This window comes from Bradyrhizobium betae (assembly GCF_004123905.1).
GTDB lineage: Bacteria > Pseudomonadota > Alphaproteobacteria > Rhizobiales > Xanthobacteraceae > Bradyrhizobium > Bradyrhizobium betae_A.
This window is the reverse complement of sequence record NZ_MZXW01000049.1, coordinates 1-1,048: the sequence shown is the minus strand read 5'-3', so window position 1 is coordinate 1,048 and position 1,048 is coordinate 1. Positions and strand designations below refer to the sequence as shown.

At 66.3% G+C, this 1,048-nt stretch carries 1 protein-coding gene; it reads left to right on the top strand.

Going from position 1 to position 1,048, the window contains the following annotated elements:
* Nucleotides 1-1,048, top strand: a 1,048-nt coding sequence (locus tag B5V03_RS32605) for a DUF1522 domain-containing protein (RefSeq protein WP_129274500.1), incomplete at both ends; no start/stop codon positions are given.

Genomic DNA, 1,048 nt, shown 5'->3' with positions numbered 1-1,048 from the left:
GGCAAGAAGGTGAACTCGGCGCTCGACAACCCCACCAACTTCTTCACGGCGCAGTCGCTCGACAACCGCGCCAGCGACATCAACAACCTGCTCGATGGCATCGCCAACGGCGTGCAGGTGCTCCAGGCCGCCAACACCGGCATCACCTCGCTGTCGAAGCTGCTGGACTCCGCGAAGTCGATCGCCAACCAGGCGCTCCAGACCACCGTCGGCTATTCGACCAAGTCGAACGTCTCGACCACGATCGCCGGTGCCACGGCGTCCGACCTGCGCGGCACCACGAGCTACACCAGCACGACCGCGCTCTCCAACGTGCTGTTCTCCGGCGCTACCGGCGGTGCGACCGTTGCGACCGGAACGACCACGCTCGGTGGTGTCTCCGCTGCGCTCACCGGCTCGGCTGCAGTCGCTGGCGACGGTACGACCGCCTTCACAGGCGGCTTGAAGCTGGCCGGTACCGCCGGCGCGACGACCATCGCTGCCAACGCGGCACCGACCGATGGTGAAACGCTGACCGTCGATGGCCACACGATCACTTTCAAGGCCGCGGACGTTCCGACCGGCGCCAATATCCCGTCGGGATCCGGCACCAACGGTAATATCCTCACGGACGGTAACGGCAACTCGATCGTGTACCTCGGCGCTACGGCCGCGACGGGTACTGCGCAGGACCTGCTGAATGCCATCGACATTGCCAGCGGAGCTCAGACGGTCTCGATCGCCAGCGGCGCTGCTACCCTGAGCGGCGGCGCAACGGCGAACGCCATCGCCGGCGGCAAGGTCACCCTGAACACGGGTACCGGCGCTGACCTCAGCATCACCGGCCGGTCCGACCTTATCAAGGCGCTCGGCCTGACGGGCGCGGCCGGCAGCGGCCAGGTCACCGTCACCCAGGCGCGTTCGACTACTTCGGCCACGCTCGGGACCCTGATCCAGGACGGATCGACGCTGAACGTGGACGGCAAGACGATCACGTTCTCGAACGCGAAGACGCCCACCACAGTCGCAACGGGTTCCACCCAGGTCGGCAATTTGGTCACGGATGGAA